General features: G+C 39.4%; 25 protein-coding genes and 1 other annotated feature. Of the genes, 6 read left to right on the top strand and 19 right to left on the bottom strand.

From position 1 onward, the window contains the following. Positions 1–197: 197 nt before the first annotated feature. Positions 198–323, top strand: a complete 126-nt coding sequence (locus tag PRK60_RS03355) for a hypothetical protein (protein WP_270512906.1) — start codon at positions 198–200, stop codon at positions 321–323. A 142-nt stretch (positions 324–465) separates the two neighbouring features. On the opposite strand, the gene PRK60_RS03350 is transcribed toward PRK60_RS03355, so the two are convergent. The 4 genes from PRK60_RS03350 to miaA form a co-directional block, all read right to left on the bottom strand. Next, on the bottom strand, positions 466–1,644 hold the full coding sequence (locus PRK60_RS03350) for a pyridoxal phosphate-dependent aminotransferase (protein ID WP_273646324.1): 1,179 nt from the start codon (positions 1,642–1,644) through the stop codon (positions 466–468). A 164-nt stretch (positions 1,645–1,808) separates the two neighbouring features. Beyond that, on the bottom strand, positions 1,809–3,311 hold the full coding sequence (gene gltX / locus PRK60_RS03345) for a glutamate--tRNA ligase (RefSeq protein ID WP_102168972.1): 1,503 nt from the start codon (positions 3,309–3,311) through the stop codon (positions 1,809–1,811). A gap of 171 nt (positions 3,312–3,482) precedes the next feature. Then, entirely contained in the window at positions 3,483–4,826 is a 1,344-nt protein-coding gene (gene glnA, locus PRK60_RS03340) for a type I glutamate--ammonia ligase (protein ID WP_273646323.1), read from the bottom strand. A gap of 238 nt (positions 4,827–5,064) precedes the next feature. Further along, entirely contained in the window at positions 5,065–5,988 is a 924-nt protein-coding gene (gene miaA / locus PRK60_RS03335; RefSeq protein WP_102169473.1) for a tRNA (adenosine(37)-N6)-dimethylallyltransferase MiaA, read from the bottom strand. A gap of 99 nt (positions 5,989–6,087) precedes the next feature. On the opposite strand from miaA, the gene PRK60_RS03330 reads away from it, so the two are divergent. Continuing rightward, on the top strand, positions 6,088–6,264 hold the full coding sequence (locus PRK60_RS03330) for a DUF3042 family protein (protein WP_102169472.1): 177 nt from the start codon (positions 6,088–6,090) through the stop codon (positions 6,262–6,264). A 121-nt stretch (positions 6,265–6,385) separates the two neighbouring features. Here the strand turns inward: PRK60_RS03330 and PRK60_RS03325 are convergent, their stop codons facing one another. The 7 genes from PRK60_RS03325 to PRK60_RS03295 form a co-directional block, all read right to left on the bottom strand. Further along, entirely contained in the window at positions 6,386–6,799 is a 414-nt protein-coding gene (locus PRK60_RS03325; RefSeq protein WP_102169471.1) for a rhodanese-like domain-containing protein, read from the bottom strand. A gap of 18 nt (positions 6,800–6,817) precedes the next feature. Beyond that, on the bottom strand, positions 6,818–7,780 hold the full coding sequence (locus PRK60_RS03320; protein WP_102169488.1) for an ROK family glucokinase: 963 nt from the start codon (positions 7,778–7,780) through the stop codon (positions 6,818–6,820). Between the two features lie 28 nt (positions 7,781–7,808). Beyond that, positions 7,809–8,045, bottom strand: a complete 237-nt coding sequence (locus PRK60_RS03315; protein ID WP_003717305.1) for a YqgQ family protein — start codon at positions 8,043–8,045, stop codon at positions 7,809–7,811. Positions 8,046–8,051: 6 nt separating this feature from the next. Continuing rightward, positions 8,052–8,714, bottom strand: coding sequence for a rhomboid family intramembrane serine protease (locus tag PRK60_RS03310; protein WP_102169470.1), 663 nt, complete (start codon positions 8,712–8,714; stop codon positions 8,052–8,054). Then, complete coding sequence (locus tag PRK60_RS03305) at positions 8,714–9,271, bottom strand: 5-formyltetrahydrofolate cyclo-ligase (RefSeq protein WP_102169469.1); 558 nt, start codon at positions 9,269–9,271, stop codon at positions 8,714–8,716. Before PRK60_RS03305 ends, PRK60_RS03310 begins: the two co-directional genes overlap by 1 nt. 119 nt (positions 9,272–9,390) lie before the next feature. Next, entirely contained in the window at positions 9,391–9,540 is a 150-nt protein-coding gene (rpmG, locus tag PRK60_RS03300) for a 50S ribosomal protein L33 (protein WP_003717302.1), read from the bottom strand. 136 nt (positions 9,541–9,676) lie between these two features. Next, the gene (locus PRK60_RS03295) at positions 9,677–11,758 is read right to left on the bottom strand and encodes a peptidoglycan D,D-transpeptidase FtsI family protein (protein ID WP_273646322.1); all 2,082 of its coding nucleotides are present in this window, start codon (positions 11,756–11,758) and stop codon (positions 9,677–9,679) included. Positions 11,759–11,944: 186 nt separating this feature from the next. Between PRK60_RS03295 and PRK60_RS03290 the strand changes: the two genes are divergently transcribed. Then, positions 11,945–14,572, top strand: a complete 2,628-nt coding sequence (locus PRK60_RS03290) for a YfhO family protein (protein ID WP_273646321.1) — start codon at positions 11,945–11,947, stop codon at positions 14,570–14,572. A gap of 78 nt (positions 14,573–14,650) precedes the next feature. Here the strand turns inward: PRK60_RS03290 and PRK60_RS03285 are convergent, their stop codons facing one another. The 8 genes from PRK60_RS03285 to PRK60_RS03250 form a co-directional block, all read right to left on the bottom strand. Then, complete coding sequence (locus tag PRK60_RS03285) at positions 14,651–15,037, bottom strand: HesB/YadR/YfhF family protein (protein WP_273646320.1); 387 nt, start codon at positions 15,035–15,037, stop codon at positions 14,651–14,653. A gap of 169 nt (positions 15,038–15,206) precedes the next feature. Continuing rightward, positions 15,207–15,683: a transcription elongation factor GreA gene (gene greA / locus PRK60_RS03280; protein ID WP_102169465.1), complete on the bottom strand. Its 477-nt coding sequence runs from the start codon at positions 15,681–15,683 to the stop codon at positions 15,207–15,209. Positions 15,684–15,765: 82 nt separating this feature from the next. Next, positions 15,766–16,110 (bottom strand): endolytic transglycosylase MltG, encoded by a 345-nt coding sequence (locus PRK60_RS03275; protein WP_102169464.1) that lies wholly within the window; start codon positions 16,108–16,110, stop codon positions 15,766–15,768. Between the two features lie 2 nt (positions 16,111–16,112). Continuing rightward, positions 16,113–18,530 carry a phenylalanine--tRNA ligase subunit beta gene (pheT, locus tag PRK60_RS03270; protein ID WP_178695805.1) on the bottom strand — a complete coding sequence of 806 codons (2,418 nt, stop codon included), beginning with the start codon at positions 18,528–18,530 and terminating at the stop codon, positions 16,113–16,115. A gap of 5 nt (positions 18,531–18,535) precedes the next feature. Continuing rightward, positions 18,536–19,582 (bottom strand): phenylalanine--tRNA ligase subunit alpha, encoded by a 1,047-nt coding sequence (locus PRK60_RS03265; RefSeq protein ID WP_102169462.1) that lies wholly within the window; start codon positions 19,580–19,582, stop codon positions 18,536–18,538. 39 nt (positions 19,583–19,621) lie between these two features. Further along, positions 19,622–19,820, bottom strand: a binding site (T-box leader). A gap of 47 nt (positions 19,821–19,867) precedes the next feature. Further along, positions 19,868–20,206 carry a winged helix-turn-helix transcriptional regulator gene (locus tag PRK60_RS03260; protein WP_102169461.1) on the bottom strand — a complete coding sequence of 113 codons (339 nt, stop codon included), beginning with the start codon at positions 20,204–20,206 and terminating at the stop codon, positions 19,868–19,870. Positions 20,207–20,228: 22 nt separating this feature from the next. Then, complete coding sequence (locus tag PRK60_RS03255) at positions 20,229–20,735, bottom strand: HD domain-containing protein (protein ID WP_102169460.1); 507 nt, start codon at positions 20,733–20,735, stop codon at positions 20,229–20,231. 67 nt (positions 20,736–20,802) lie between these two features. Further along, positions 20,803–21,579 (bottom strand): TrmH family RNA methyltransferase, encoded by a 777-nt coding sequence (locus tag PRK60_RS03250; RefSeq protein WP_273646319.1) that lies wholly within the window; start codon positions 21,577–21,579, stop codon positions 20,803–20,805. A gap of 98 nt (positions 21,580–21,677) precedes the next feature. On the opposite strand from PRK60_RS03250, the gene PRK60_RS03245 reads away from it, so the two are divergent. From PRK60_RS03245 to PRK60_RS03235, 3 genes are all read left to right on the top strand, one after another. Further along, entirely contained in the window at positions 21,678–21,953 is a 276-nt protein-coding gene (locus PRK60_RS03245; protein ID WP_102169458.1) for an acylphosphatase, read from the top strand. A gap of 97 nt (positions 21,954–22,050) precedes the next feature. Continuing rightward, positions 22,051–23,022 (top strand): membrane protein insertase YidC, encoded by a 972-nt coding sequence (gene yidC, locus PRK60_RS03240; RefSeq protein WP_273646318.1) that lies wholly within the window; start codon positions 22,051–22,053, stop codon positions 23,020–23,022. Between the two features lie 54 nt (positions 23,023–23,076). Then, on the top strand, positions 23,077–23,487 hold the full coding sequence (locus PRK60_RS03235) for a peptide deformylase (protein ID WP_273646317.1): 411 nt from the start codon (positions 23,077–23,079) through the stop codon (positions 23,485–23,487). Positions 23,488–23,516: the final 29 nt, after the last annotated feature.

Here is a 23,516-nt window from a genome sequence, read left to right as displayed (position 1 = left end):
CTCACTTTAATAACTAGCTTTTATCTTAATCGACTTGCTGCAAGATTTAAAGAACTTCATAAATTATTGAAGAGTTTCTTTACATTTAACCACTGATCGTTGATTTTAAAATAAAATCGGTTATAATTATTATATAGATATATCACATTTGTGTAATATCTATGTTGTTGAAGCGTTTCGGAAAGAGGCGAAGTTAGATGGCACTTAGTAAGCAAGAACGTAAAGAAATGGCACGTAAAGCCATGGAAAAGCGTAGCAACAAGAAGCCAAATGGTTCTGGTTTTGCAAAGATTGATGCTGACGCCAAGAAACTGAGCGATTAACTTTTTTGAAGCAATTCACTCTTTATTTAAGAGGCTTACTCCAAAGCCTCTTAAATTCTTTTTAAACTATAGAAAAGACCCTAAAGCGACTCATGATATTTGATGTTTCTCAAATACCATGAGTCGCTTTTTTAATTCAATACTACTGATGACGTGTTTTATTAATGTATTGTTCTAAGCGATCCATTCCTTCTTTAATCTGATCCATCCCAGTTGCGTAGCTAAACCGCAAGTAGCCGTCGCCACCTTTACCAAAGTATGAACCTGCTGTGACTGCCACCCGCGCGTTCTTAACAAGATCATAAACAAGTTTAGCATCATCTTGCTCTAAGAAATCAGGAATTTTAGCAAAAATATAGAATGCTCCCATTGGCCGACTACAATCGAATCCCATTGCTGTCAACCATTTCTTCATATAATCACGACGGTGGATATATTTTTCATCCATTTCTTTAGTTGCTGCTGTTCCGCCCTTTAAAGCCGCTTCAGCAGCATCTTGAGTAAAGGTCGCAACATCCGTCATTACAAAAGAGTGGACCTTAAAAATTTCATTAGTAATTGCTTCTGGTGCACAAAGGTAACCAATCCGCCAACCAGTCATTGCGTACGATTTAGAAAGACCATTTGTTAAAATTGTCTGCTCAGGTAGCGCCCGTGCCATCGAAGCATATCCACCATCATAAATTAGTTCGCTATAAATTTCATCACTAATCGCAAAGATCGGTTTGCCCTTAATTAATTTGGCAAGCGCATTGAGTTCTTCTTGAGTATAAGCTATCCCGGTTGGGTTTGATGGATTAACAAAAACAACCCCTTTAACCCGTTCACCATATTTGTCTAAATAGGACTTCAATAATTCTGGAGTTAATTTAAAATCTGTCTTTGAGGTATCAACCTCAACAGCTGTCCCGCCAGCAATTACTGCATCAGGACTATAGATCGAAAAGGTTGGTGTTGGAACTAAAATAATATCACCAGGGTTAGTGATTGCAGTAATCGCTGAATAGACTCCCTCAGTTACCCCGTTAGTAATTAAAATCTCAGTTTGAGGATTATAATGCAAATCATAATTTTGAGCTAAGAAATCCGCAACTGCTTTTAACAGACCTGCAGTCCCCCGTTGTGGTGCATAGTGAGTTCGATTATCCTTAATACTTTTAATTGCTGCATCTTTAATGTATTCTGGCGTATTAAAATCTGGTTCACCAATTGTAAATTTAATCACATTGTCAAATTGTGAGGCATAATTACTAAATTCAAAAATCTTTAGTTTAGGAACATCTTTCAATGATTTCCGCATGTATTGCTTCATCTCAACCATTTCTAACAACCTCGTTTTTCATTTTATCATTAATTACTAGATTACGTCTTTTGTTCAGTAATGGTCAAGCTTCTTCGTTAAATTTTAAAAATAAAATAGAAGAAGCTCTGGTCAAGCCTATCTTAGGCCTAATCATAACTTCCTCTATAATTTATATCTTAAAATTAATCTTGAAGCGCCTTGATCATCCGGTCAAGTAATTCAATATCTGTATCACGAGAATAGATGTCCATAATCTCATAAATTTGTGGAGCAGAAGTTGACCCAGTAAATGCTAAGTTAAGTGGGAAGTACAAACCACGTCCCTTAATGCCAGTAGCTTTACCAACTTCCTTGATTGCTTGACTGTAGTCATCCGCACCGTTTTCAAGTTTTTCTTTTAATCCGGTTAAGACAGCTAAAACATCAGCATTAGCGAAGTCTTCATTGTCCTTAATTAGATCGTAATTGAAGTTTTCATCAAGAACGTTGTAATAGGACCAAACATATTCAATCACTTCAAGTAACTTATTAACATCACGTTGATGAACATGGATTGTCTTCATAATCAAGTCCTTCAACTGATCTTCCGGAATTGATTGCAAACGCTTAGCTTCTTCAGTTTCGCCTTCTTTTACCAATTCCATGGTCCGATCGGTCAATTCATCAACGGACATGCTCTTAATATATTGAGCATTCATCCAATCAAGCTTCTTTTGGTCGAAGTAAGCCGGAGCTTTTGACATCCGGTTTGGATCGTAAACCTTAATTAATTCATCCTTAGAATAAATTTCCCGTTCGCCAACTGGTGACCAGCCTAAGAAAGCAATGAAGTTAAAGATTGCTTCGTGAAGGTACCCGTGCTTTTTGTATTCACTAATGAATTGCAAGGTATCCTTATCACGCTTACTTAACTTCTTCCGGGTCTTTGGATTAAAGATCAATGGAATGTGGCAGAAAGTGGGGTGCTCCCAGCCTAATGCTTCGTAAATTGCAATTTGCTTTGGTGTATTTGAAATATGATCAGCACCACGTAATACGTGAGTAATGTCCATCGTGTGGTCATCAACAACAACCGCAAAGTTGTAAGTAGGCATCCCATCACTCTTTTCAATGATAAAGTCACCACCAAGATTATCAGAGTTAAAGGAAACATGCCCCCGAGCAATATCATCCCATTCATAGTCATGGTTCTTTGGGAAGTGGAAACGAATAGTTGGCTTTAAGCCCTTAGCTTCAGCAGCCTTTTGCTCTTCTTCGCTCTTACCATACCAGCGACCATCATAATGCGGTGCTTCGTTATTAGCCCGTTGCCGTTCCCGCATTTCCGCTAGTTCTTCTTCCGTTGAGTAATCCTTGTAGGCTAACCCCTTATCAAGCAATTCTTGAATATACTTGTGGTAAATTCCTTGCTTGTTCCGTTCACTTTGACGGTACGGAGCATACTTCGGATTAGGTTTGTTAGGACCTTCATCCCAATCAATTCCTAACCAATGCAAGTTCTCCCGTTGACTTTCTTCTCCGTCCTTAACATTTCGCTTGGTATCAGTATCTTCAATCCGTAATACCATTGTTCCATTAAAGTGACGGGCAAATAAATAATTAAAAAGGGCTGACTGCGCATTACCAATGTGTAAGAAACCTGTTGGACTAGGTGCGTAGCGAACTCTGACCTTCTTGTCATCCATGTTTGCGATTCTCCTTTATATCTGTTTCACGAACAAATTCGTGACTGCAACATGTTTAATTGTATCGGAATGTTGCTATTTGTCAATTTCATTCAAGCACAGATAATGAGGGACCGCAAGTACTAGTACTCAGTCCCTCATTATTGCTATTTTATTATGACGGTAAAATTATTAATATTGTTCCATGTACCGTTGCCGTTCCCAGTCAGAAACATGAGCACGGTAAGCATCATATTCACGGGTCTTAGCCTCTTCAAAGCTTTGGTATAAGTGTTCACCCATTGAACTCTTAATCACTTCATCATCAGCTAAGTCCTTTAATGCACTGTGTAAAGTATCAGGCAAGTTAACAATCCCCTTGTTCTTCCGTTCCTTAACAGTCATATCATAGATGTTTTCATCAACGTTGTGAACTGGTGGCAAGTTGTTCCGTAGACCATCAAGTCCCGCTTCAAGAACCGCAGCAATTGCTAAGTATGGATTAGCTGCAGGATCAGCTGACCGTAATTCAAGACGAGTTCCCATTCCCCGATCGTTTGGAATCCGAACTAGCGGCGAACGATTAGAGGTTGACCAAGCAACATAAACTGGTGCTTCATAACCTGGAACTAACCGCTTATAAGAGTTAACAATTGGGTTAACAATTGCCGTATAACTCCGTGCGTGTTTCATCAAGCCACCTAAGAAATGATAAGCAGTTTCTGACAATTGGTTCTTATCGTTTTCATCATAGAAAGCATTTTTGCCATCTTGAGTAAAGAGTGACATATTAAGGTGCATCCCTGAACCATTAATTCCAGACAATGGCTTCGGCATAAACGTTGCATGTAAGCCGTACTTCTTGGCGATTGTCTTAACAACCAGCTTAAATGTTTGAATATTATCTGCCGCTTCAAGTGCATTAGAGTACTTAAAATCAACTTCATGCTGACCAGGAGCAACTTCATGGTGAGCTGCTTCAACATCAAAGCCCATCTTTTCTAATGCAAGGACAATATCGCGCCGACAATCTTCACCAATATCAGCTGGTTCCATATCAAAGTAATTTTCGGAATCATTAACCTTAGTGGTTGGATTACCGTTATCATCCGTCTTAAAAAGGAAGAATTCTGGTTCAGGGCCAATATTGAATGAATTAAAGCCCATCTTTCGCATTTCTTTTATAACTCGTTTGAGATTGTTCCGTGGGTCACCTGAAAATGGAGTGCCATCTGTCATGTGAACACTGCAAATCACCCGAGCAACCTTTCCATGATCAGCTCCCCAAGGGAAGACTAACCAAGTCGACATATCAGGGTAAAGGTACATGTCACTTTCCTCAATCCGCACGAAACCATCGATTGAAGAACCATCAAACATGATCTTATTATCCATTAACTTATCAAGTTGGCTAACTGGTAAGTCAACACTCTTAATTGTTCCTAACAAATCGGTGAACATTACCCGCAAAAAGCGAATATCCTCATCTTTAACCATTTGACGTACTTCATCTTTGGTATATAAATGTCTAGCCATAAATTCATTCCCTTTCTTGAAGACACCTTAATCAAGTTACTTAATAAAAGAAAGTAAATAAAAAGTTTACTGGCTAGTGTCAATTTAAAACTTAGACTAGACCAATCTAAACTAAATAACTTATTTTCATTAGGCAACCCTGTTTCTTTAGTACTGCTTAAGGATACCAATTGAAAATCATTAAGTCAATTTACTGAAAACGTTTTAACCCGATTATAACTAAATCAGCACAAAAACTTTAATTTTTTAACCACGAAGAAATAAATTGTTTAATTTCGTTAGTATTATTTTGACCGCTTACTAGATCAAACCAGTGAACATCCATCTTATTTCTAAACCAAGTTAACTGTCGTTTTGCATAATGACGTGAATCTTGTTTGATTTTATTTATAGCATCATCAAGAGAACATTTACCAGCAAAATAGGGAAATAACTCATGATAGCCAATTCCCTTTCCGGCTGGTAATTCAATTCCACCCTGATCATATAACCATTTAGCTTCATCAATTAATCCAGCTTTTATCATCAAATCAACTCGATGATTAATGCGGTCATATAGTACTCGCCGCGCTGTGGTAAGTCCAATCAATAGAAAATCATCCATTGATTCTGCCTGATGTTGTTGAGAGAATAGCTGACCACTAGTTTCAATTACTTCCAGTGCGCGAATTACCCTCCGTGAATTATTCTCAGGAATTGCCATCGCTGCCTGGTGATCCCTCTTTTGCAGTTGTTGCCAGAGGTAATGAGCACCATTTGCTTCTAAAATTTCTTGCCAATGTTGGCGAATCTTTACCGAATGAGCATTATCCTGATGACCACCTAACGAAAGGTTATTTGTTAATGACTGTAAATAAAATCCTGTTCCACCAACAATTAACGGTAACCGTTTAACGTTACTGATCTTTTCAATCCAAGAATTAGCTTCCCGTTTAAATTTAGCAACTGAATATTGTTGATCAACGTCACAAATATCAATTAAGTGGTGAGGAATTCCTGCCATTTCTTCAGCTGTTACCTTAGCTGTTCCAATATCCAGGTGTCTATATACTTGCATTGAGTCACCAGATATTACTTCACCATTAAAGGCGGTTGCGATTTCGATTGATAGGGCAGTTTTACCTACCGCTGTAGGGCCAACAATTGCCACAACTTTAGACATTTTTTATCTCCTTAATATAAATTTTGATCCTTCTGACTGGTAAAAAGGCATTAAGTCTTGCATAATAGAAGTAACATAGTAACAAGAGGAGGCTATATTATGAAAAACTTTGCTAAGGGTGTCTTAATTGGAACTTTCGGTACTCTCGCCGCAATTGCTAGTGGAGCATTCACCTTCCACAAGACAGTTGTTAAACCAATTGAAGATCAAGAAGAAAAATTTGATGAGAACCGGAAAGCTGCCACTCGAAAGAGTCGTTCAGCTCACCAAGCTTAATCAATTCTATTATAAAAAAGAGGCCGGAAAAAACGAAATGTTTTTTCCGGCCTTTCTCTGTAACTAATAGTTTCCGAACTTAGCAAGCCTAACTTCGAAGACATTAATTGCCATTTTCTTTTTAATACTTAGACTTCTTAGTCTTTCCTTTCCAACCATTATAGCCACCCTTAAGGATGTACAGTTGGTGATAACCATGTTTAGCAAGAAAGGCAGCAGCTTGAGTGCTGATTGCAATTCCTTGATCATACATATATACAGGAAGATCAGGACGCAACTCACCATATTGTTGTTTTAGGTAAATGTATGGCAAATTCCGTGCCCCTAAGATATGACCCTTCTTAAAGTCATTGGGTTGCCGAAGATCGATCACTTGCGCTTTACGCATTCCCTGATGAAAAGCATCTTGATCCAGGACCGTTGCATACTTCTTCCGACGGTAGTATTGGAAAAGCCAAGTAAGTCCCCAAGCAAGCAAAAGGACGATAATAACAATATTAAAGGTTAATAAACCATTACTAACTCCAAGAACCACGTTAACGCTCCTCACTTTTTACATGAATTGCCGAGCCAAAGAAGCAGCCCCGATAACCCCAGCATCATTACCAAGTTCAGCTAACTTCAATTGAGTTGATGTCCGGACAGTTGGGAAAGCAAACTTCTTGAAGTTTTCATCAACCCGCTTCAAAAGGAAGTCACCAGCAGCTGAAACACCACCACCAATAACAAGGTATTCAGGGTTAAGCGCATTACTTAAGTTAGCAGCAGCTAATCCTAGGTAAAACGCAACTTCATCAACAACGGTGTTTGCTAGGTAGTCGTTTTGCTTAGCTAAATCAAAGACAATCTTAGCAGTAATTTCGTCACCATTATCAATCATTGCCTTTAGGCGGCTGTCGCCTTCGTATTCTTCAGCCTTGTCTTGAGCAATGTGAACAATCCCAGTAGCGGAAGCATATTGTTCAAGACAGCCACGGTTACCACAAGTACAAAGATAACCATTAGGCTTTACGATCATATGACCAACTTCACCACCGGCACCAACCATACCATGAACTAACTTGCCGTTGGAGATTAATCCACCCCCAACACCAGTACCAAGTGTAATGAAGGCAACGTCATCACCTTCATTACCAGCACCTTTCCAGCGTTCACCAAGGGCAGCCACGTTAGCATCATTGTCAAGAGAAAACTTCATGCCGGTTCCTTCTTCAATTTGTTCCTTAACTTTTTGGGTAGTCTTCCAGTTAAGATTATAAGCACCAACAACAGTTCCCTTATCACGGTCAATTGTACCTGGAGTTCCCATTCCAATACCAACAAATTGATCACGATCCATCTTGTATAAGTCAAGGTGGTGGTTGATTGAATCAATAATATCAGGAACAATATGTGAACCTTCATCTAAAATATTAGTCCGTAAAGACCACTTTTGTTGAATTTCACCATTTTCAGTTAAGATCGCAAACTTAATAGTAGTTCCACCAAGATCAACACCAATTAATTTTTTAGCCATTTTTTCATTTCCTTTCTTAATTAACAACTTAAATCGCTGTTCCGTTTTTTTCACGCAGTTCTTCTTCACGATGTTCCTTTCGAAGAACAATTTTTGCTTTCATGTAGGTCGCGTTATCGACAACCCCAGCTTGATATAAGTGATCCAGCTCGATCGCAATTAACTCAATATCATATAACCGTTTACCAACATATACATATACATTAAATTCTTTTAGCAACTGTTGAACATCATATAGAGTTCGATATTCTCGCGGTCGTGTCATCTTTAATCACCTGCCAATTGCAATTATCATAGTAATAATGCCAAAGAACAATACAACACTGCCAATCATTCGTTTATAAAGACGAACGTGCCCGACAAATGGTGCACCAACAACATATGATATTAAAAATCCACCAAGAAGGCCACCAATATGTCCGGCAAGATCAACTCCAGGAAGGAAGAAATCCATCACGATGTTAATTCCGACTAAAACCAAGAATTGTCGGCTTAAGTCCTGAATTAATTCGTTATCGTGAAAAGATTCTCCTAACATTAAGAATGCTCCAAACAAACCGAAAAGTGCCGTACTCGCACCAGCTGAAATTGTATTAGGCAAGAAATAAGCACTTGCCAAGTTACCAGTAAAAGCACTCACCAAATAAATCACCAGCATTCGCCAATGACTAAATAATTCCTCAATATACATTCCCAAGAAATAAAGGGTAATACTATTAATAATGAGGTGGGCAATGCCGATATGGAGAAATACCGGTGTTATTAACCGCCACCATTGACCTTCATGGATCAAGGACGTAACCCGCGCACCACACTCTATTAGAACACTGGAATTCGTTGAACCGCCTAATAGTGTCATTATAATAAATGCAACTATCTGAATAATCAAGAGGACAACGGTTACTGGTGCTCTTCGCCATATTTGATCCCTCATTAATCAGTCTCCGGTAAAGAAAGCACTTTATTGACATGTCGGTCGTATTGGTCACTTTGCCACTCGTTTTCGTTTGCCAATTGGGTAGTAAAAGATAATGAGACCGTATCACCATCATATTTATCTAAGTAACGATCATAGTATCCCCCGCCAAAACCAATCCGACGACCAGACAGAGTAAATGCAACCCCTGGAACAATCATCAAATCAATCTCATCGGGTTGGTACACTCGACCATTTTTTGGTTCTAAAATACCAAAAGTTGTTTCCACAAATTCGGTATCTTCATTCAACGCCACAAACTCCATTTGACGATCTGGCAAGGTTCGTGGGACAACAATTTGACGGTTCTCATGACGAGCATGAAGTATAATTGGAGAAGTATCCAATTCTAAGGACTGACTTAACGTTGTTGCGATAACCTTAGCATTCATCCACTCGGGTTGGTCAAATAGCATTGAAGTTAATCTTTTTTCTTCATGTAAACGCGTATTAAGATCAAGTTGTTGCAGTCGTGCGATATACGCCTGACGCAACTCCTTCTTTGAATACGTCATTATCCTACAATCTCTCCTTTTAAACGTTTTCAATCTATAATTATCACAGCTCATGACTATTTATGCAAGCGTTTTTTCACTAAGTAATAAAAAAGGCACCTAAAAAGGTGCTTTTTTTATTACTTAGTTTCACGGTGTAAAGTAACCTTACGTTCCCGAGGGCAGTACTTGTTTAATTCAAGACGGTCGGGATTGTGACGACGGTTCTTACTAGTTAAGTAAGTCCGTTCGTGGCATGATGTGCATTCAAGGATAATGTTGACACGCATTGTCATGACCTCCTATTTTTTTATTATTTAACGTGGTTATTAACCCTAACTCGTACAACTATATCATTAATTAACTAGTTTGACCAGTCTTTTGTGATAATTGTTAAGGAAAAATACTTGACAGACAATCTAACGACTAATCATTGCTGGTACTCTTAGAATCCTGAACCATCTTCCAGTAAGCACTGAATATTTGCTTAGCCATGTTCAAGTTAGCACCACCATTTTCATTAGTTACCCCCGGAATTGCAAGGGCAACAACAACTTGAGGGTTCTTTGATGGCGAGTAACCAGCAAAACTAATCGTTGAAGTCTGATGACCATTAGTGACAGTTTCAGCGGTTCCCGTCTTCCCTGAAATAGATGGTTTAGCACTTCCCAAAGACTTAGCAGTTACGTAAGAACTCGTCCCGTGAGTAACCTGATACAGTCCCTGACGTACTAGATCAAAGTCTTCCTTTGAAGCAGGAATTGTAAATTGAACCTGTGGTTGGGTTGTGGATTCAACTCTTCCCAGCTTACCATTAGACTTACTACCACGAATTTCCTTAACCACATACGGCCGCATCCGGTTCCCACCATTAGCGATCGTTGACATATATTGAGCCAGCTGAATAACAGTATAACCATCATAGTTTCCGTATGATAAGTCAAGTGCTGAACCAATATGTGCCTGAGTCGACGGTCCATTATAGCCAGCTGTTTCTCCTGGCAGATCAATTCCTGTCTTTTGCCCCAAACCAAACATGTTAAAGTATTGGCGTTCCTTAGCAAAAATACTTGGTTTCAATGTTAACTGGGCACCTGGTTTATAATTCATTCCGCCCTCCTTCATGATTAATTGCATCATGTAGGAGTTTGATGAAACTTCTAGTGCCATTGGAGCACTTAAAGCCATGTTAGCAGAACCGGTTTTATTGAACCACGAACTCTTCGTTGAGGTCCCCGCAACCTTAATTGGTTGATCAGTTAAGGTGTTATTGGTTGGCGTAATAACACCACTCATTAAACCACCCATAATAGTAGCACCCTTAACAACAGATCCCATTGTAATTGGGTGATTAATTGCTCCAATCTCATCAACAGTTTGCTTGCCAGTCTTAATATCCCGGTCAATTCCAGCCATAGCATAAATTGCACCAGTATGTGGATTCATTACTACTGCATAAACTCCTGATGAGTATTGAATTCCTGCCGAAGAGTAATTTTGCTTTAAAATTTCTTGAACACGTTTTTGGAACTTAGAATTAATCGTTAAGACAAGGTTATCCCCCTTCTTACCAGGGTACTTAACCACTTCATCAGTTACCTTATTTCCACTAGTAGTCACCTGTGTCTGTGATTTTGAGCCAGCCAGAGTTCCCTGGAACATCTTTTCCAAGTAACTTTGACCCACACTATCACTTCTGGAATAACCTTGTGAAAGCAGACTATTAACTTGGTCACTCGGTAGTCCGGTTGTCGAAACAGTCCCGGTTAGTGATTGAAAATCCTTTCCTTGTGGATAGTTCCTTGTCCAAGCCGTTCCGATTTTTACACCAGGCATTTGGTTTAAGTGCTCACCAACTTCTGCAAGCTCTTTACTAGTAACTCCAGACTTTTTGATGTAAGTTGTTGATAACGAATATGCTCCAGTCATCGCGGCATATATCCGGGCATTGCTCTTCTCATGATTTGATAATCGCCATTCATTCGGATGATTCTTTAAATACTTTAATGCAGCATTATATTGATCATCATCACTAGCATCTTTAGAGAGGTTCAGCTTTTTAGTAATTCGTTTAAGATTATCTTTATTTGCTAAGTAATAATCCTCTTCATTCCGGTCCGTTAACCGTGTATCGCTATTACTTACGGTAATGTATTTTCCTAAGCGATTAGCAATCTTATATAGCTGATCAGTGGTTACGTCAGAACTCTTAGTATAAGTAATTGCTTGGTGAGTCTGGTTACCAACGATTACCTTACCGCGACTATCGTAAATCATTCCCCGCTGAACATTATTTGTTTGAATCGTAGTATCCGATCGTTTAACCTCCGCCTTATAGGATGATCCGTTAAGGACTTGCAAGTAAAATAAACGACCAGCAAGCATTAGTAGCAAGATTCCGACAATCCAAAGCAATAAGTTCAACCGTGATGGAATTATGGATTGAGCGTTTTTATGTTTACCTTTATTTGAACTAAAATAGTTCGTAATTCGATCAAAAAACTTCACAGTATTAAACTTCTCCTTTTACCGTGATGAATTCTATTGTAGCAAATTTTACTTCATTTGACAGTTAAAGCTGACTTACCAAAATGAAATCATACACTTTATTGTTGTAAAAATGAATACGTAAATCGGTAAATCAAAGAAACTTAACAGAACCTTCATATTCATTGGGGATTAATTCGGTATATAATGACAAGGATATTTTATTTAGGAGGACATTTTGTGCAATTTCGTTCTCAACTTAAAAAACAACATATTTTATTAATCAGTTTTCTCCTTCCCGTGATTATAATGGGGGGCTATTTCGCCTATCGCTCAATGGCGCCATTTGGGCAAAACAGTTTGCTAACCGTTGACCTTGGGCAGCAATACATTGATTTCTTCTCTTACTTCCGGCGAACCCTGCTGCATCATCCGAGTGAATTTATCTACTCATTCAGCAAGGGGCTTGGCGGAGAGATGTGGGGAACAAACGCTTATTACCTTTGTAGCCCGTTAAATTTAATTCTTATCTTCTTCCCTGCTGCCCATCTTTCCAGTGGTGTTTTGGTATTAACTCTATTAAAATACGGTCTTTCTGGTCTTTCATTCGCCTGGTTACTAACAAAAACTAAGCTACAAACCGGTATTCGTATTCTTGCATTCAGTACTGCTTATGCTCTTAATGGTTGGATCGTTGCTAACCAGCTAAACTTACTCTGGCTTGATGCGATGATCATTTTGCCGCTAGTTGTCTGGGGTCTTCATCAGGTTATTTTTGCTCGTAAATTTACCTGCTATCTTTGCTGGCTCACCGTAATGATGATCGATAACTACTACATGGCATGGATGATCTGCATATTTACAATTCTCTTCTTCATCTGGCAGCTTCCATTAATTAGTAATTGGCAAGATCGCTTGCGAGCATTTAGTCGCTATGTAATTTCTTCATTAATTGTTGCAGGTATCAGCTGTATCGTCTTATTGCCAACTATTTATACCCTTCTTCAAAGTAAGGGAACTTATACTAATAACCATATTCGAAGTCGATTCGAATATAATCCGCTAAAACTATTTGCTAAGCTTGTTCCTGGATCGTTTAATTTTAACCAAATGCCTAGCGGTCAAGCAAATATTTATGTGGGAATGCTAATGATGTTTGGCTTTGGATTATACTTTTTAAACCGTAATATCAACCTTCGTCAGCGAATTCTCGCTCTCCTCATTACGATCTTTTTCATTCTTTCGTTCTGTTATGAACCTCTTGACCTTTTTTGGCATATTGGTCAATTTCCGGTATGGTACCCTTCACGGTTTTCATTTATCTTCTGTTTTTGGACAATTCTTCTTGCTACTACCTGTCTGCAAAAAGATTTTCAACCTGAAAGATGGCAACTCGCAGCCTTACTGATAGCTACCTTAGCAATCTTTGCATATGTTGAAACCCTAACCGTTTCTTACATTAACAACAGTCAGAAATTAATCGGACTAGGAATCGCAATTATCAGTATTATCTTTTTAGCGATCCCTCACGCAGCTTCCCCAAGCTTAAACAATCTTTTACTAGTACTGATCACAATTTGTGATGTTTCAACCAGTGCCTACACTGCCCTCAACCAAATCTCATACGTTAGTCAATCCGAGTTTGGTGAGTATACCACGGCACTCAATAACGCCACTACAAAAACTAAGAATAGTGATCAAGGATTCTACCGGGTTGCTAAAACATTTATGCGAACTAAAGACGATCCTATGCAAAGCGGCTTTAACGGTGGTGATCACTTTGGCTCAACGCTTGTTCCTAGTCTCCCCACATTCATGGGAGCAATTGGACAACCGGCTGGCGATGGTTTCGTGTCATATGATAATGGTACTCAAGTAACAGATTCGTTATTAGGTTTCCGCTATACAATGGCAGTTATTGATCCAAATCGTTCAACACCATTTCTTCCCTTATCAGGTTATCGTCCTGATTGGAATACTCAGGAACCTGTAGCAGTAACTAATAATATTGGAATAAGAAAAAACAAAGCTGCATTACCGATTGCGTTTGGTGCTAATTCACGAATTCTCAACTTAAGCCATGATACTTATGATCCCGTAGCTTACCAGTCTGAAATCTATCAAGACTTAGCTAACTCTCCACAACCACTATTTGAAGTACAAAACTTTAACCAGGTCGATTTTCAAAATGTTCAAAGTGCAACCCAAATTACCGGAACCGTTTTTCAAAAAGAACAAAAATCTGCCGGTGCAACCGTCAGATTAGAATTCATTCCTAATAGTAATGATTCATACTATTTAACGGTTGGACCAAATGTTAAGGATGATGCATCAATCACGGTTAATAATCAGCATTTTAGCCAGTATCAAACTTACCGGGATACAATCGTTATGAATGTTGACCATCATCAAAAAGGACAGAAAATCGTAATTACCTTTCATCTGAAGCACGCGGAATTATGGATGCAAAACGTGAGCTTGTACCGGCTTAACCAGCAAGCATTTAATCACGACCTCAAAGTGTTGCAACGGTCGCCATTAAAGCTCAGCCATGCTAGTGCCACAACCCTTAAAGGAAAAGTAAATATAAAAAAGGATCAGGAAGTACTGATGACAACGATCCCTTACGATCGTGGCTGGCATGCTAAAATCGATGGTCATCCGGTAAAATGTCAAAAAGTTATTAATACCTTTTTAGCACTGAAGATTAAACCAGGAACCCATCAAGTAACCCTTCATTACCGGCCACCATTCTTAATCACCGGAATGATTATTAGCGTGCTGAGCTTATTGGCAACGTCCTTCTTGATTAAACTTAATGTTCGCCATCAATAAAAGAAAAAAGCGGAGACGTAAAGCAGAGGCTAAATTAACTTCTGCATTCGTTTCTGCTTTTTCTTCGCCTTAAATTATTTATTTCCATTGTGCAGAAGCATCGGCCTTACTATCTGCATGATCATCAGAGTCTTTATCTAATCCAGCAACATCAGGTGTCGAATCACCATCTTCATGCTTAAAATGGAAAATTGGACCATCAGATTTTTCATCATAATCAACCGTCATTATTAATCCCTTGAAAAACCACTCATCAAGGTTATCAATATGATAATTAACGTTGCCCTTCTTTACTTCCAGAATTGGTGAAACAGGAACATCTTCACGTGTAAAGCCCTGTGAAAAGCCGTGGTGAACTTCAGTTGAACCATAAGTTTTCCCGTAGAATTTTACTCCACCACCATTTTCCAAGCTTAAGTTAGTTCTAAACCAATTATCTGCAGCATCGGTTATAATCATTTTCATTAACTTCACATCCCTTCGATTACCATACCTTATGATAGCACTTTCATTAGGAAGAAAGATATTATTTTCGGTTAATAAAGTTAAAACTTAATAGATTAGATAACTGATCATAAAAGGTCCAAACTCCCCTTGCGGAATTTGGACCTTTAATATATTAAGGCTAATTTGATTATTCTACACTCAAAATTTTAACCTTCATCGTGCCATTAGGAATTTCAATTTCGACTTCTTCACCAACCTTGTGACCAAGAAGTCCCTTAGCCATTGGTGACTCATTAGAAATCTTACCGTTAAATGGGTCAGATTCTGATTCCCCAACAATTTGGTAACTTTCTGGTTCTTCGTCAGGAAGTTCCTTGATTGTTACTTTCCGTCCCATTGATACTTCATCCTTGTCGACATCTTCGTTATCAATGATTTCAGCATACTGAAGCATATTTTCAATCTGTGAAATTCGTCCTTCAACAAAGGCTTGTTCATCCTTTGCTGATTCATATTCAGAATTTTCAGAAAGGTCACCATAGCTTCGCGCAATTTTAATTCGCTTGATAACTTCTGGGCGCCGCTTCATTTTAAGATCTTCAAGTTCTTCTTCGAGTTTTTGTTTTCCTTCCAGCGTCATTGGAAAAGTTTTTTCTTCAGCCATTTAATTACACACTCCTATCTTATATCCATTGGTAAATTACCATTTGTTTAGATAAATGTAAATAATTATCCTAAAAATATTTTTAATGACTTTCACGGGATTCCTGCAAAAGGCTAACAATCTGCGGTGTCGAGTACGAAGCCTTCAACTTAAATGTTCCAGCTTTTACTCCTGATTCCTTATGAGTTTGCAAATAGTAATCACAGACAAAACTACTCCGCACTAATCGTTTCTTTTTTAAAATCACGCCTACCTGATGATCAGTCGCCCCCTGGGGGATTTTAACACTCAGCATCTGATTTGCTGAAGGATCGACTGGTCTTAAAGCATAGTTAAAATATTGATAAATCCCTAAGCCACAACAAATTAAAAGAATGAGAATAATCAGGACAACCCGATTTTGGCGATGTAATTTCTCGTTAGTCATTATTAACGAATCTCAGCATTTAGTTGTTCTTGAAGGCGGTTTGTTACCTTGGCAAATGCTTGGTTAACCTGGTCCTCCGTCAAGGTTGCATTGGTATCCTGGTAAGTTAATGTGTATGCCAATGACTTCTTTCCAGAAGAAAGGTGGGCACCACTATAAACATCAAACAAGTGAACATCTTTCAAGAAGGCACCACCGTATTGCTTAATTAAATCAACAATCTCTTCATTGGTAACGTTGGTATCAACTAATAAAGCAATATCACGCGTGATTGTTGGGAACTTGCTAATTGGCGTATATTCATTTTCAATCTTCTTGGATTTCATTAACTGTTCAAGATTTAATTCAAAAACGTAGGTCTCGGGAACCTTATATTCTTTTGCTGTTTGTGGATGAACCTGACCAACAAAACCAACTAGGTCCCCATCAATTAAGATATTAGCTGTCCGTCCAGGGTGCATTTCTTCACGAGAACGATCAGCAACGTATTCAACCTTTCCTGCGATTCCCATGTTGTGAAGGTAGCGTTCCAACATTCCCTTTACTTGGAAGAAATCAACAGGCTGATCAGCAACATGCCAGCTATTATTCAATAGTTGACCAGTGATCGCTCCTGCAACATGTTCTTGTTCTTCTGGCCGTTCTCCACCACGCGGAATAAATACTCGACCTTCTTCATAAAGGGCGACATTGTTAACGTTACGAGCAACATTATAAGCAATATCAATTAATAAACCACTAATAATGCTCATCCGGGTTGCAACGTGATCAGAACTCATTGGGAAGTCAAGTTTCATTGGTTCAGCTACCGGATCAATTTGGAATTGCTTGGCCTTGTCAATAGTGGTCAATGAATAACTGATGGCTTGGTTTAACCCCATTCCTTCAAAATCATGACGGGTAGCGCGAATAAACCGTTGCCGAGGAGATAATCCGCCATGATTACGGGTCATTACCGGTAAACTTTCGGGTAAATTATCATAGCCATAGATCCGGGCAACTTCCTCATAAAGGTCGGCTGGCAAACTAATATCCCAACGGCGAGCAGGAACTGTAACTAGAACCGTATCATTACTAGTTAACTTATTAGGAAAGGCTAACCGATCAAAAACGCTGGTAACATCCTCCATCTTTAGGTCAGTTCCCAAAACATGGTTGATCTTTGCTAATGACAACTCAATGTTCTTATCCTCAGCTGGCTTTTCACTACCGGTAACAATTCCCTTAGTAACAGTTCCGCCAGCTAATTGAGCAATCAGTTGGGCAGCTTCATTAAGAGCAGTTTCAACGGTTGCTGGATTAATTCCCCGCTCAAAGCGCATTGAGGATTCACTGTGAAGATCAAGACGACGAGCTTGTTTCCGTACCATTACCGAATCAAAGATCGCTGCTTCAAGTGCCACAGTTGTAGTATCTCCTGACACAGCAGTTGCTTGACCACCCATTGTTCCGGCAAGTGCAACTGGTTGATCACCACTGACGACAACAATATCATTTTCGTTTAATGCTTGTTCCTCATCATCAAGAGTAACGAACTTTTCGCCTGCTCGAGCGTGACGGACACTAATATCATGATTTGGCAACTTATCATAATCATAACTGTGTAGTGGTTGACCATACTTAAGCAGAACATAGTTAGTAACGTCCACAACATTATTAATTGGCCGAATACCAGAATTCCATAGGCGAATTTGCAGCCATAATGGACTATCCTGAATCTGAACGCCCTTAATTACCCGTAATTTATATGTTGGTGCAATCTTGTTATCACTAATTTCCGCATTAATGAGGTCAGCAGTGGCCTGGTCATCATTTTCTTCAACTGCAACTTCCTTGAAGTGCGGCTTTAAATTATAAAATGCAGCAATATCATTAACATTACCATAGATGCTCAACATATCACCACGGTTAGGAGTAACATCGGTATCAATTATCGTATCATCCATCCCCAGGTAACTGAATACTGATTCTCCAGGTTTAGCATCATCAGGCAAAATGTAAATTCCGGCTTCATATGCTTTGGGAGCAATGCGGTCACTAAAGCCAATCTCTTGTAAGGCGCAAAGCATCCCGTTTGATTCAATTCCGCGGATTTTACCACGCTTTATTTTTTGGTTATTTGCAATGCGGGCACCGTTTAAGGCAACAATTACTTTTTGTCCGGCCGCAACATTAGGTGCTCCACAAACAATTTGAAGCGGTTCCTCTTCACCAACATTTACGGAACATACATGTAAATGATCCGAATCGGGATGAGGTTCACAAGTTTCGACTTTCCCCACCACTAACTTTTTCAAGCCATCACTTAACGAATAAACATCATTAATATCAACAGACGTCCGCGCAATCTTTTCGGCAAGATCGCGTGGTTCAACGTCAAGGTCCAAATATTCATTTAACCAATCGTATGAAACTTTCATTGCCGTTATCCTTTCCGATCAAATTGAGTTAAGAAACGAACATCATTTTGGTAGAAGTTCCGAATGTCAGTAACCCCGTACTTCAACATCGCAAATCGGTCGGGTCCTAATCCAAAGGCAAAGCCACCAAACTTCTCTGGATCAACACCGGACATCCGTAAAACATTTGGATGAACCATTCCGGCACCAAGGACTTCAATCCAGCCGGTATGCTTACAAATGGAGCATCCTTTCCCCATACAATTAAAGCATGTAATATCAGCTTCTACTGATGGTTCAGTAAATGGGAAGTAACTTGGCCGCAAACGAACATCTAGCTTATCACCAAAAAGCGATTGAGCAACAACCTTCAAAGTTCCTTTTAAATCAGCCATTGTGATATGTTCACCAACAACCATCCCTTCAATTTGGTTAAATTGATGACTATGGGTGGCGTCATCCGTGTCACGCCGATAAACTTTTCCCGGTGAAATCATTTTTAATGGTCCCTGGCTAAAGTCATGTTTCTCCAACATCCGTGCCTGCATCGGGGAAGTTTGGGTCCGCATTAAGACAGACGGAGTAACATAGAAAGTATCTTGCATATCTCGTGCTGGGTGATCCTTTGGCAAGTTTAATTTTTCAAAGTTATAAACTTCTTGTTCTACTTCGTCACCAACAGCAACCTCATATCCCATTGAAACAAATAGGTCAACCACTTGGTCAATAATTTGTTGGATAACGTGTGGTTCTCCCTGAGCCACTGGTGTTCCGGGTAAAGTAACATCAACGGTTTCTGCCTCTAATTCTGCATTCATCGCAGCTTGTTCTAGTTCTGCCTTTTTACTTTCAATTGCAGCAGTAAGCTCATCACGAACCTTGTTTGCAAATTGACCAACCTTTGGCCGTTCTTCAGCACTTAAGTCACGCATCCCACGAAGGACGTTAGTAATTGGCCCCTTCTTTCCGAGCATTTTTACCCGAACTTGATTAATTTTTTTCAGGTCTTCAGATTCCCTGATTTCTTGCAAACCTTCTTCACGAAGTTCAGCAAGTCGTTCTTTTAATCCCATAATTTCACTCCTTTTAATAAACAAAAAAAGCCCCGTCCGATTAGGGACGAGGCTTCGCGGTACCACCCTAGTTTGCAAAAAATGCACACTCAAAATCGATAACGGTGATCAACCGGAATATCATTACATATCGGCTCCGGAAATGAAATTCCCTTGATATTACTGACCGTTAATTGCAGAATTATAACAGCTCTCTGACAATAATAATCCAGGTACTAGTTTCCATCGACACTTTTAATATCACAGACTATTGTAGCTAAGCACCCTTAGCAGGTCAAGGAAAAATTAATTCCACTTATCACTCCACCGGTGGACGGTGCTCATCACTTTGCGAAGTTCTTGCCCCCGTTCTGTTAATGAGTAATCAATCCGATTTTCCCCCTTATAAGTGTTCCGGACAACAATGTGTTCATCTTCCAGTTCTTTAAGACGTTCACATAAAACCCGATCACTACAACCATTAATACTTGCTGAAAGATCCTTAAAACGCATTGGATCCTTAACCAAAAGGGCTTCAATGATTAAGCCATTCCATTTTTTGCCAAGGATCGAAAAGGTATGGGTGAATTTCGGACAAAGTTTACAACCACCAGCATTAGCCGACTTCTCAGCTAATTGTTGCATAGTAACAACTCCCTTCCACAAACTACCATACAGACTTCATGCGACGCTTACGGATCTTCCGTGCCAACTTAGCCCGAAGCGGACTAAAGAATTCATGCTCAGCTTCAAAGTCATCCACAAGGGAAACAATCCAGCTCTCACGATACTTTGGCAACGCTAATGTTGCACCAAACATGTGCTTAAGGATAATATCTTTCTCCTTAGCATTTAATTTTGTTAATTTTTCAGCATTTCGCAAAGCTACTCGCGGATGAATAAACGCATGTGTCCCCAAGTCAAATTTAGTAGTTCGCCAGTCATAATAAAAGAGATCGTGTAGTAAGCCAGCGCGAGCAACACTCCGATAATCAAGGTGCATTCGTTTAGCAATCCTGTAACTATCGAATGAGACCGCAATCGAATGTTGGAGACGGTTCGAGTGATGATGCTGTGTATACTGAGCTAACTTCTGAACAGCTGGCTGAGCTAATAAATCACTAACAATAGAAACATACTCCGAATCGGTTCGCCATTCATTAATTGACTTCATATAATCCCCCTTTTCAATTCTTAAAGATATTTTACAAGATCTATCTTAACAAATAAATCATTAAGCATTATAAATTTTTATTTAACTGAAACATAAGAATGCCAGCAGAAACAGCAACATTTAGTGACTCTGCCTGTCCTTGCATTGGAATGTAAAGGTTAGTCGTCGTTTGACTAAGAAACTGTTCGCTCATCCCTTGCCCCTCATTTCCCATAATTAAAGCAAAGGTCTTGCCAGGTTCAACATCACGAAAACTTTTTGCTTGCGGGTTAAGCTGAGTCCCGTAAACTGGTGCATTAAGCGTCTTAAAATCTTCAACCCACTTTGCTAGATCCCCTTCATATAAATTCAAATGAAATTGAGATCCTTGCATCGAACGAATCACTTTCGGGCTAAAAATATCTGCCGAACGATGACTGACAACTACACCTGTAAATCCAGCAGCATCAGCGGTTCGTACCATTGTACCAACGTTGCCTGGATCCTGAACACGATCAAGAAATAGCCAGCCACCACGAAGATTTTCCATGTCTGGAATCTTGTGTGCATCCGGCAACGGAACCACTGCAGCAATTCCTTGTGGGGTAACCGTGTCAGTAATATGCTGCATTACCTCTTCAGTAACTTCATATACTTCATCAGTAAGTGAAGTTAAATCAGGATGAGCAACAAGCTGTTCACTCGTTCCAATTAACTGTAAGACTTGAGTGCCAGATTGAACCGCCTCACTTACCAAATGCCATCCGTCAAGCAAGTATGTCCCCGTTTGCCGACGGTATTTCTTTGTTTGAAGCTTTTTCCAATTTTTTACGTGTTGATTATGAATCGACGTAAGTTTTTCCATTTAATTATCGACTCCTCTTTTGATTAATTATACCATGGTTATAGCGTACAATGATGTTAATAATTTCTATGATTTTATTAAGGAGAGGAGTAGTCTAAATGGAACCTCACTGTTTAAAAATAATTGCCCACGGTCTTGTTCAAGGGGTTGGTTTTCGCTACGGAACATTACAAATTGCTAACCGCCTCACCATTACAGGAACCGTCCAGAACCTATCAGACGGAACTGTCAAAATCATTGCTGAAGGTAATCACCCAAACTTGAAAGAATTTATTCATCTAATTAAAGCTGGGCCAACCCCATTTGCCCACGTTACCAACTTGCGGATTGAGGAACTACCACCCCAGCATTATCAGCTTTTTATGATTAAATAGCGTTAAATCAGTAGAATTGCTAATAGATTTAATGTTAATATATGTACTGTTTTATACTATTTAACACTATATTTAAATACACTAAGGGAGAATATTGATGAAACGAAAACGACTTTCAGTTGCGGGACTATTAACCGTTACCCTGTTATTTCTGACTGGCTGTGTGCGAACAACAAAGTCGGGAAAGCCATACGGACTGACATACACGTATCTTGCAAAACCAATGCAACACTTAATGGAATGGCTTGCTAGCCACTTAGGTAATAATTATGGTTGGGCAATTATTGTGATTGTTGTTGTTGTTCGGACAATCCTGCTACCAGTGATGTTCTCACAGATGAAAAAATCAACCATCATGCAAGAAAAAATGGCCAAGATCCAGCCACTACTTAAAGAGCTCCAAAAGAAGCAACGGGAAGCTAAAACCCCAGAAGAACAAGCTGCTGTTGGTGCACAAATGATGGCTGTTTACCGGGAAAACAATGTCAGTTTAACTGGGGGAATTGGCTGTTTACCACTTCTAATCCAGTTTCCAGTCTTTGCTGCCCTCTATGCTGCAATCCGCTATTCCCCTGACCTTTATCATGCAACCTTTATGGGAATCGCCCTCGGGAAGCCAAGCATTCTTTTTGCAATCCTTTCCTTCATCGCATACGCAGCACAAAGCTACCTTGGATTAGTTGGCGTTCCTGAAGAGCAAAAGAAGCAAATGAAGATGGCAATCTGGATGAGTCCATTCATGACCTTCTTCATCTCGTTAACTTCATCGGCTGGATTAGGCCTTTACTTCTTTATTGGTGGGTTATTTGCAATTCTTCAAACTTTAATGATCAACGCATATCGCCCACGAATTCGCAAACAAATTGCAGAAGAAAATAAGAACAACCCAGTTAAGGTTCCTGATGCTCTAACAACAAATGATTCAGCAGCGAATGCAACTGATAACGTTTCTGCAACGATTGATCAATTAAAGAAATCTGCTGCACCGGCTTCTTCAGCTGCACCAAAGCCAAGCAATCGTCAACGAAATGCTGGTAAGCAACGCCATCATCATAAAAACAATAATTAAAAAACTAAGGACTATGGCAATTACTATAGCCCTTTTATTTTAGGAGACAAGATAATGATTAAACCAATTAACCACGATCAAATACTTTTACAACAACGTGCTATCCCTGCAACAAAGCAAGATCTTAATGTTGGTATCGATCTCAAAGATACTTTAAATGCACACCAAGCAGAATGCATTGGGATGGCAGCAAATATGATTGGCATCAATAAGGCAATTATTATTGCAAGCCTTGGTCCAATTAACATGGTAATGTACAATCCACAGATAACTCAAAAACAAGAGCCATATCAGGCAACTGAAGGCTGCCTTTCACTTCCCGGAAAAAGAGCGGCTACGCGTTATCGTCAAATTAAGGTTACCTTCCGTGATCAAGATTGGCGTTTACAAACCTTACAGCTCTCAGATATAGCTGCAGAGATCGTCCAACACGAGATTGATCACCTTAATGGGATCCTAATCTAAGGTCCACCTCTTTTACCGCTACACTCGAT

Source organism: Limosilactobacillus portuensis, from assembly GCF_028607025.1.
Classification (GTDB): domain Bacteria; phylum Bacillota; class Bacilli; order Lactobacillales; family Lactobacillaceae; genus Limosilactobacillus; species Limosilactobacillus portuensis.
This window is presented reverse-complemented; position numbering and strand designations above follow the sequence as displayed.

Coding starts and splice junctions, on each gene's coding strand:
- PRK60_RS03355 (WP_270512906.1), top strand. CDS start 198: ATGGCACTTAGTAAGCAAGAACGTAAAGAAATGGCACGTAAAGCCATG.
- PRK60_RS03350 (WP_273646324.1), bottom strand. CDS start 1,644: ATGGTTGAGATGAAGCAATACATGCGGAAATCATTGAAAGATGTTCCT.
- gltX (WP_102168972.1), bottom strand. CDS start 3,311: ATGGATGACAAGAAGGTCAGAGTTCGCTACGCACCTAGTCCAACAGGT.
- glnA (WP_273646323.1), bottom strand. CDS start 4,826: ATGGCTAGACATTTATATACCAAAGATGAAGTACGTCAAATGGTTAAA.
- miaA (WP_102169473.1), bottom strand. CDS start 5,988: ATGTCTAAAGTTGTGGCAATTGTTGGCCCTACAGCGGTAGGTAAAACT.
- PRK60_RS03330 (WP_102169472.1), top strand. CDS start 6,088: ATGAAAAACTTTGCTAAGGGTGTCTTAATTGGAACTTTCGGTACTCTC.
- PRK60_RS03320 (WP_102169488.1), bottom strand. CDS start 7,780: ATGGCTAAAAAATTAATTGGTGTTGATCTTGGTGGAACTACTATTAAG.
- PRK60_RS03315 (WP_003717305.1), bottom strand. CDS start 8,045: ATGACACGACCGCGAGAATATCGAACTCTATATGATGTTCAACAGTTG.
- PRK60_RS03310 (WP_102169470.1), bottom strand. CDS start 8,714: ATGAGGGATCAAATATGGCGAAGAGCACCAGTAACCGTTGTCCTCTTG.
- PRK60_RS03305 (WP_102169469.1), bottom strand. CDS start 9,271: ATGACGTATTCAAAGAAGGAGTTGCGTCAGGCGTATATCGCACGACTG.
- rpmG (WP_003717302.1), bottom strand. CDS start 9,540: ATGCGTGTCAACATTATCCTTGAATGCACATCATGCCACGAACGGACT.
- PRK60_RS03290 (WP_273646321.1), top strand. CDS start 11,945: ATGACAAGGATATTTTATTTAGGAGGACATTTTGTGCAATTTCGTTCT.
- PRK60_RS03285 (WP_273646320.1), bottom strand. CDS start 15,037: ATGAAAATGATTATAACCGATGCTGCAGATAATTGGTTTAGAACTAAC.
- greA (WP_102169465.1), bottom strand. CDS start 15,683: ATGGCTGAAGAAAAAACTTTTCCAATGACGCTGGAAGGAAAACAAAAA.
- PRK60_RS03275 (WP_102169464.1), bottom strand. CDS start 16,110: ATGACTAACGAGAAATTACATCGCCAAAATCGGGTTGTCCTGATTATT.
- pheT (WP_178695805.1), bottom strand. CDS start 18,530: ATGAAAGTTTCATACGATTGGTTAAATGAATATTTGGACCTTGACGTT.
- PRK60_RS03265 (WP_102169462.1), bottom strand. CDS start 19,582: ATGGGATTAAAAGAACGACTTGCTGAACTTCGTGAAGAAGGTTTGCAA.
- PRK60_RS03260 (WP_102169461.1), bottom strand. CDS start 20,206: ATGCAACAATTAGCTGAGAAGTCGGCTAATGCTGGTGGTTGTAAACTT.
- PRK60_RS03255 (WP_102169460.1), bottom strand. CDS start 20,735: ATGAAGTCAATTAATGAATGGCGAACCGATTCGGAGTATGTTTCTATT.
- PRK60_RS03250 (WP_273646319.1), bottom strand. CDS start 21,579: ATGGAAAAACTTACGTCGATTCATAATCAACACGTAAAAAATTGGAAA.
- PRK60_RS03245 (WP_102169458.1), top strand. CDS start 21,678: ATGGAACCTCACTGTTTAAAAATAATTGCCCACGGTCTTGTTCAAGGG.
- yidC (WP_273646318.1), top strand. CDS start 22,051: ATGAAACGAAAACGACTTTCAGTTGCGGGACTATTAACCGTTACCCTG.
- PRK60_RS03235 (WP_273646317.1), top strand. CDS start 23,077: ATGATTAAACCAATTAACCACGATCAAATACTTTTACAACAACGTGCT.